The 7,789-nt window shown below is 69.8% G+C and carries 5 protein-coding genes and 1 tRNA gene; 3 read left to right on the top strand and 3 right to left on the bottom strand.

Translation table 11 applies throughout. The features are described 5' to 3' along the window. The first annotated feature begins 216 nt into the window (after positions 1-216). Positions 217-1,413 (top strand): aminotransferase class I/II-fold pyridoxal phosphate-dependent enzyme, encoded by a 1,197-nt coding sequence (locus DW299_RS03045; RefSeq protein WP_136035597.1) that lies wholly within the window; start codon positions 217-219, stop codon positions 1,411-1,413. Positions 1,414-1,422: 9 nt separating this feature from the next. Here the strand turns inward: DW299_RS03045 and DW299_RS03040 are convergent, their stop codons facing one another. Further along, positions 1,423-2,229 carry a carbon-nitrogen hydrolase family protein gene (locus DW299_RS03040; protein WP_136029957.1) on the bottom strand — a complete coding sequence of 269 codons (807 nt, stop codon included), beginning with the start codon at positions 2,227-2,229 and terminating at the stop codon, positions 1,423-1,425. Positions 2,230-2,309: 80 nt separating this feature from the next. Here DW299_RS03040 and DW299_RS03035 point away from each other — a divergent pair. Further along, positions 2,310-2,383, top strand: a tRNA-Met gene (locus tag DW299_RS03035). Positions 2,384-2,529: 146 nt separating this feature from the next. Here DW299_RS03035 and DW299_RS03030 read toward each other — a convergent pair. Together DW299_RS03030 and DW299_RS03025 are read right to left on the bottom strand one after the other, a co-directional pair. Then, a complete protein-coding gene (locus tag DW299_RS03030; RefSeq protein WP_136029959.1) occupies positions 2,530-5,451 on the bottom strand; it encodes a UPF0182 family membrane protein in 2,922 nt (973 codons plus the stop codon). Positions 5,452-5,532: 81 nt separating this feature from the next. Continuing rightward, complete coding sequence (locus DW299_RS03025; protein WP_136035596.1) at positions 5,533-6,624, bottom strand: YlbL family protein; 1,092 nt, start codon at positions 6,622-6,624, stop codon at positions 5,533-5,535. A 118-nt stretch (positions 6,625-6,742) separates the two neighbouring features. On the opposite strand from DW299_RS03025, the gene DW299_RS03020 reads away from it, so the two are divergent. Continuing rightward, positions 6,743-7,789, top strand: a 1,047-nt coding sequence (locus tag DW299_RS03020) for a zinc-dependent metalloprotease (RefSeq protein WP_136035595.1), incomplete at its 3' end; no start/stop codon positions are given.

Below are 7,789 nucleotides of genomic sequence, written 5' to 3'. Positions count from 1 at the left end.
GCGGTCGGGCCGGCGGCGGTCGAGTGGCCGTCGCCGGACGGGATCGGCGGGACGGGCGGGGTGGGCACGGCATCGCTCGACGCGGGTGCGGTGTGGTCCTGGGGGTTGTCTTCGTTCATGGTGTCTGCTCCTTCGACGCCCCTTCAGGATGGCGCGTGTGCCTGTGCGTTTCGTATGTCGAGCGTGAGTTTCGGCTATGGCCTTAGCCTGTTCTTCATGAGTGTCATACCCGGCGCATGGCAGCGCACGGCGGCCGGTGCGGGCCTGCTGTCCGCAGACGGGACCGTCGCGCCCACCATCTTCGCAGAGATGTCCGCCGCGGCGGCCAGAACCGGCGCGATCAACCTCGGCCAGGGCTTCCCCGACGAGGACGGGCCGGCGGAGGTGCTCGAGGCAGCGAGGGCAGCGATCGCCTCCGGCGCCAATCAGTACCCGCCGGGACGAGGCGTCCCCGACCTGCTCACCGCGATCTCCGAGCACCAGCGGCGGTTCTACGGTCTCGAGGTCGACCCGGACACCGAGGTCATCGTCACAGCCGGCGCGACCGAGGCGCTCACCGCGACGCTCTTGGCACTGATCGACGGCCCCGACGACGAGGTCGTGGTGTTCGAGCCGTACTACGACTCCTACGCCGCAGCGGTCGCCCTGGCCGGGGCCCGGCTGCGGACCGTCCCCCTGCGCGCGCCGGACTTCCAGCCCGATCTCGCACAGCTCGCCGCGACCGTCACCGACCGCACGCGCCTCATCCTCGTCAACGACCCCCACAATCCGACCGGAGCGGTGTTCGGCCCCGAGGTGCTGGCCGAGATCGTCCGGCTGGCTGAGCTCCACGACGCCGTCATCGTCACCGACGAGGTGTACGAGCATCTGACCTTCGACGGCCCGCACACGCCGATCGCGACCCTGCCCGGCGCGGCCGAGCGCACGCTGACCATCTCGTCCGCGGGCAAGACCTTCTCGGCCACGGGATGGAAGATCGGCTGGGTGCACGGACCTGCGGCGCTCATCACCGCCGTCCTGACCGTGAAGCAATACCTCACGTATGTGAACGGCTCACCGTTCCAGCCGGCTGTGGCACGGGGACTCCGCCTCGACGACGCGTTCTTCCGCGACGCCACCACCACGCTGGCCCACAAGCACGAGATCCTCGGGGACGGCCTGCGCGCCGCGGGCTTCGTGGTGCACGCGCCCCGGGGCGGCTACTTCACGGTGGCCGACGCCAGCGCACTCGGCGGGTCGGATGCCGCGGCGTTCTGCCGCACCCTCCCGGAGCGGGCGGGCGTCGTCGCGATTCCTCTCACGGCCTTCGTGTCGGCCGAGCATCGGGCCGACTACGCCGGACTCGTGCGTTTCGCCGCCTGCAAACGCACCGAGGTGCTCGAGGAGGCCGCCCGCCGCCTCGCCTCCGCCTGACGCGGGTCCTCAGCGCGGCACGACGTCGTAGCGGCGCAGGCGCAGCGCCGGGTTCACCTGCCGCACCCGCTCGACGGCCGAGCGCTCCATCACGCCGACCGCCATGCCGGGCGCGCTGCCCACTCCGGCCAGGACGACCCCCTGCGGATCCACGATCTGCGAATGCCCGACTCCGATCGGTGCCGGGTGATCGGCCGCCACCGCATAGACCGTGTTCTCGATCGCGCGCGCCGCGAGCAGCGTCGTCCAGTGATGCTCCTTGAGCGGACCGCGCACCCACTCCGCCGGGACGACCAGTGCGTCGACGCCCGCGACCGCCAGGAGCCGGGCGACCTCGGGGAACCGGAGGTCGTAACAGGTGAGCAGCCCGAAGCGCAGCCCAGCGACCTCGAACACCGCGGGCTCCGTCAGCTCGCCGGCCTCGATCCAGTCGGACTCGGTCTGACCGAAGGCGTCGTACAGGTGCTGCTTCCGGTAGACCGCGAGCACGCCGCTCCCGTCCACGGCCACGACGGCGTTGCGCACGTGCCCCTCGGTGGACGCCCGCTCCACGAGCCCGGCGACGATCACGACCGCGTACTCCCCCGCGAGAGCGGTGAGCGTGGACACAAAGTCGCCGTCGAGTGTCTCCGCGTGCGTGGCGAGACTCTCGTCGAGCGGGTCGACGAAGTAGCTCGCGTACTCGGGGAACACGACGAGCTTCGCGCCACGCGCCGCCGCCTCGGCGGTGAGCGCCGCGATCGTGTCGCGGTTGTCCTCGCGGGAGGCGGTCGGGGCGAACTGGCACACGGCGACGGCGACGGCGGTCTCGGACATGGCCCCATCCTCTCGCACCCCCGGGACTCCCGCGCTCGATTCGACGACCCTCGGAATCCGTGATAAGTTATTTCTTGTGCCGCGGGGTGGAGCAGTTCGGTAGCTCGCCGGGCTCATAACCCGGAGGTCGCAGGTTCAAATCCTGTCCCCGCAACAAGAGAAGGCCCCTGATCAGGAGAAATCCGATCAGGGGCCTTCGCCTTTCCCTGCGCGCGCTGGCCCCGCCCGCCCTCTGTCCGTCCGGCGGATACGCGAATGGGCGCCCCCGCAGGGACGCCCATTCGTCTCAGCCTCGCAGGATCACTGCCCCGCGGCGCCCTCCAGCTCCAGGAGCTTCTCGACGGCCGCCGTGAGGCGCTTGTCGGCCTCACCGAACTTCTCGAGGTCACCCTCGGCCAGCGCGGCCTGCCGGTCGAGCAGGGCCTGCTGCGCGGCAGCCAGCGCGTCGGCCTGGGCGTCCGTCGGCGCGGTCGGCTCGGTCGGGGTCTCCCCCGTGTCCGGATCCGTCGTGCCCGGATCGGTGCCCGGATCCGTCGGCTCGACCTCGTCATCACCGCCGGTGGCGCCGGAGTCCCCGCCGAACAGCGTGTCGAGCGCCTCGGTGAGCGTGTTCTCGAAAGCGACCCGGTCGCCGAACGCGACCAGCACCTTCTGCAGACGCGGCAGCTGCGTGCCCTCCGACGACTGCACGTACACCGGCTGCACGTAGAGCAGACCGCCGCCGACGGGCAGCGTGAGCAGGTTGCCGTAGATCACCTCGGACTCCCCCTGCTGGAGGAGGTTCAGTTGGGGCACCACGGCGGTGTCCGAGTTGTAGGTGTTCTGCACCTGACCGGGGCCGGGCACCGTGGTGTCGGTGTCGATCTCGAGCATGCGCAACTGCCCGTACCCGTCGGCCTTCACGCCCTTCTCCGACCCGGCGTCCGAGTCCACCGCGAGGTAGCCCATCAGCACGTCTCGGCTGCCTCCCGCGCCCTGCGACGCCGGGATGAAGGTCGAGAACATCGAGAACCGGGGCTGGTCCTGACCGGGCATCTGCATCGTCAGGTAGTACGGCGGCTGCAGCATCGCCTCGCTGCGCGGGTCGTTCGGCGTCTGCCAGCGGTTGTCCTGCTGCGCGAACGAGCCGGCCTTGTCGACGTGGTAGATGCCGAGGATGTCGCGCTGCACCTTGAACAGGTCGGTCGGGTAGCGCACGTGGCTCATGAGCTCGCCCGACATGTCGCTGATCGGCTTGAGCGTCGACGGGTACACCTTCTGCCACGTCTGCAGCACCGGGTCCTCCTCGTCCCACGCGTAGAGCGTGACCGAGCCGTCGTAGGCGTCGACGGTGGCCTTGACCGAGTTGCGGATGTAGTTGATGTCGTCGATCGCGAGCGAGGGCGAGGTGACGTTCGAGTCGGCGATCGCGTCGGACAGGCTCACGCTCGTCGAGTACGGGTACGTGGAGCTGGTGGTGTAGCCGTCCACGATCCAGACGATGCGACCGTCCACGACGCTCGGGTACGGGTCGCTGTCGAGCTCGAGGTACGGAGCGACCTTCTGCACGCGCGTCTTCGGGTCGCGGTCGTACAGGATCTGCGACTCGTCGTTCACCAGGTTCGAGAACAGGATCTGCTCCGACTGGAACTTCAGCGCGTAGAGCAGCTTCGTGAACGTGTCGCCGATCTTCGGACCGCCGTCGCCGTCGAAGGTCGTCTTCGTCTCGCTCGAGCCGTCCTTGCCGCGCGGGTAATCGATCTCCGCCGGCTCGGAGCCCTCCGGGGCGCCGACGATGGAGTACTCCGGGGAGTTCTCGCCGAAGTAGACGCGCGGCTCGAAGTTCTCGCGGTCGGTCAGGAAGCCCGAGCTCGGGATGCCGCGCTCGAGGAACACCGGCTCACCGTCGCTCGTGCGCTGGTTGCCCGCCGCGGCCACGAGGCCGTAACCGTGGGTGTAGACCGCGACGCGGTTGTTCCAGTTGTCGCCGTCGCCGAGGCCCGACATGTCGAGGTCGCGCACCGAGACCACCGTGTCCTGCATGACGCCGTCGATCTCATAGCGGTCGACGTCCATCGTGGTCTGGAACTGGTAGTAGCCGCGGTACTGCTCGAGCTGACGCACGGTCGGCGGGATGACCTTCGGGTCCATGATGCGGATCGACGCCGTGGTCTCGGCGTCGGCCCGCAGCTGGCCGGCCGCCGCATCGGTCTCGGCCTCGAAGGCGGTGGTCTCGAGGTTCGCGACCCCGTAGGCCTCCTTCGTGCCGTCGATGTTCCGCTGGTAGTACTCCGCCTGGTACGCGTTCTGGTTCGGCTTCACCTGGAAGGTGGTGACCACCCAGGGGTAGCCGACGCCCACGACCAGCGAGGCCACGATGAGCAGCGCCGTCGCGGCGAGCGGGAACCGCCAGCGCCCGATGACGGCCGTGACGAAGAAGAGGATCGCGACCACGGCGGCGATGATCGCGAGGATCGCCAGGCCGGGGATCGTCGCGTTCACACCGGTGTACGCGGCACCCGTGATGCGGTCGTCCGGCGTGACGAGGGTCTTGAAGCGGTCGAGCCAGAGGCTCGCGGCCTGCACCAGGAGATAGAGACCGGCGATCACGGCGAGCTGGATGCGCGCCGGCTTGGAGATGCGCAGCTCGCCCTGGCCGATGCGCACGGAGCCGTACAGGTACGACACGAGCGCGGTGACCAGCAAGCACAGCAGCAGCACGGCCGACACGAACGCGAGCAGGATCGAGTAGAACGGCATCGCGAACATGTAGAAGCCCGTGTCGACGCCGAACTGCGGGTCGACCGTGTCGGTGGCGACACCGTTCGCCCAGAGCCACACCGTCTTCCAGTTGCCCGCCGCCGCGAAGCCCGCGAACAGTCCGAAGAAGATGGGCATGCCCCACATGGCCAGGCGGCGCAGCGGCTCGATGACCTCCTGATAGCGGTCGAGCTGCGAGCTCAGACGCACGTAGACCGGGCGCAGACGGTAGGCCAGCTGGATGACGACGAACAGCGGGACCGCCATGCCGAGGAAGCCGACGACGAACATCACCGCCGTCGCGATCCACTGCGTGGTCAGCACGCCGGTGAACCCGACCTGGTCGAACCAGAGGAATTCGGTGTAGAGCGAAGCGAAGACGAAGAACGCCGCGATCAGCGCGGCGATGATCACCAGCGAGATGCCGAGGATTCGTCGAGAGGTTCGTGGCGTGGCCGGGTTCGGGGCTGAGGTCGAGGTCACCCCTCCATCCTAGGCACGGGCGGCTGTGCGCAGGCTGTCACGCCGGTCACGGCGACGTCACGGCGCGGAAGGCCACCCGGCTCAGGTGGCCGGGATCTCGCACGTCGGGAGTCCGCTCGTGTCCCCGCCGTCCGCGATGACGTCCAACGCCGCCAGCGACTCCTCCAGCGTCGCCGTCCGGATCACCTGCAGGCCATCGGGCACGTGCCCGACCACCTCGTCGCAGTTCGACGCCGGCGCCAGGAAGTAGTCGGCACCCGCGTCGCGCGCACCGTAGAGCTTCTGCCGGATGCCGCCGATGGGGCCGACGTCGCCCTCCGCGTCGATCGTGCCCGTTCCCGCGACGTCCTTGCCGCCGTTGAGCTCGCCGGGCGTGAGCGTGTCGATGATGCCCAGCGCAAACATCATGCCGGCACTCGGGCCGCCCACGTTGTCGAGCTGGATGGTCACGTCGATCTCGAAGTCGTAGTCGGTGCGCAGGGTGATGCCGACCAGCCAGGTCGTGGTCCCGCCCTCCTCGTGCTTCTCGGGCGTCACCTCCACCACCTGCTCCGCGCCATCGCGCTGCACGGTGAGGGCGACGGGGTCGCCACCCGCATCCTGGATCGCCTCGCGCAACCGGGTCGCCGAGGTGACGGGCGTGCCGTCGACCGCGGTGATCACATCGTCGGGTTCCAGCAGTCCGTCGGCCGGCGAGTCCTCGACCGCGTCCACGACGACCACCTGCGCGCCGGTGTCGTAGCCGAGCTCGTTGAGCGCTGCAGCCGTGGCCTCATGCTGCGAGTCGACCATGAGCGTCGCGTTGCGCTCGTCGCGCTGCTCCGTGGTCACCCCCTCCGGGAACACGGAGTCGAGCGGGACGACCGCCCGCGAGGAGTCGAGCCAGGCCAGCGCGAGCTCGAACCAGCTGGGCGTGCGCTCGCGGTTGCCGACCACCTGCACCGTCGTGAGGTCGAGCGTGCCACCCGTCTCGTACGTCTCCGCACCCTCCACGCTGATCAGCGGCACCTGCTCGCCGTCGGCGTTCTTGGCGGTGCCGAGGGTGTCGTACACGGGACCGGGACGCTGGATCACGTACGGCGACGGCAGGAAGGTGAGCACCGCCAGGGCGGCGAGCGCGACGATCAGCGCCCAGACACCGAGTCCGAGCTTTCCTGCGCGCGGTCGTTCCACAGCATTCCTCCGTCGTTCGCGAGCGGCGTACAGCGATCTGCCCGCACCGGGGTCACGCACTGAAACCTGTGACTAGCGTAGATGCCACGGCTACAGACGTGCTGAGAGGGCGAGCGACATGGCAGACAACGACCCGAACCCGGAGGACTTCCAGGAGTTCCTGCGCCGGATGCTCTCGAATCAGGGCGGCGGCGACATCGACCCGGAAGCGCTGCGGGACGCCTTCCAGGGCATGGACGGGTTCACGCTCGACCCCGCGATGATGCAGACGATCATGGCGCAGCTCCAGGGTGCGTTCGGCGGCGACCCGTGGGAGAACGCCCTGCGGCAGGCGCTGCACATCGCCAACCGCGAGGGCCAGGGCATCTCCGACGGCTCGCGCACCTCGATCGCGGACTCCTTCGCGCTCGCCACCCTCTGGCTCGGCGAGGCGACCACGATCTCCGAGCTCGCCGAGGCGCCCACCGCCATGACCCGCGGCGAGTGGGTCGAGAAGACGTTGCCGGTGTGGAAGGAAATCGCCGGCCCCGTGTCGACCAGCATCGCCGACGCGCTGACCTCGGCCCTGGACACGCAGGTGCCGGAGGAGATGCGCGGCGTGGTGCAGGGCGCGGGGCGGCTGATGCGCGGACTCGGCGGCTCGGTGTTCGCCGCGCAGTTCGGTCAGGTGCTGGGCAACCTGTCGCTCGAGGTCGTCTCGGGCGGTGACGTGGGGATCCCGGTGCTCCCCGCCGGCACCGCGGCCGTGATCCCGCAGAACCTGACCGCGTTCGGCGAGGGCCTGGAGATCCCGGAGGACCAGATCGCGCTGTACCTCGCGACGAGGGAGCTGGCGTACGCCCGGCTGTACCGGCACGCCAAGTGGCTGCACCTGCACGTGATGGCGCAGATCACCGACTTCGCCCGCGGCGTGACGGTGGACGTCGACGCCCTGGAGGACGTGGCGAGCCGGCTCGACCCCTCCGACCCGGAGGAGCTGCGCGCCGCGATCGAGGGCGGCGCGCTGCTGCCCACCCAGACCGAGGCCCAGCGCGAGGCGCTCGCGCGGCTGGAGAACCTCATCGCGACGATCGACGGATGGGTCGACGTGGTCACCGCGCAGGCGACCTCTCGGCTGCCGGACGGCGCGCGGATCGCGGAGGCCGCGCGACGTCGCCGCGCGGTC

This window comes from Microbacterium sp. K35, assembly GCF_004794375.1.
GTDB classification, from domain to species: Bacteria; Actinomycetota; Actinomycetes; order Actinomycetales; family Microbacteriaceae; genus Microbacterium; species Microbacterium sufflavum.
The sequence above is the reverse complement of the archived record's forward strand: the minus strand, read 5'-3'. Positions and strand labels throughout refer to the sequence as shown.

Coding starts and splice junctions, on each gene's coding strand:
- DW299_RS03040 (WP_136029957.1), bottom strand. CDS start 2,229: ATGTCCGAGACCGCCGTCGCCGTCGCCGTGTGCCAGTTCGCCCCGACC.
- DW299_RS03045 (WP_136035597.1), top strand. CDS start 217: ATGAGTGTCATACCCGGCGCATGGCAGCGCACGGCGGCCGGTGCGGGC.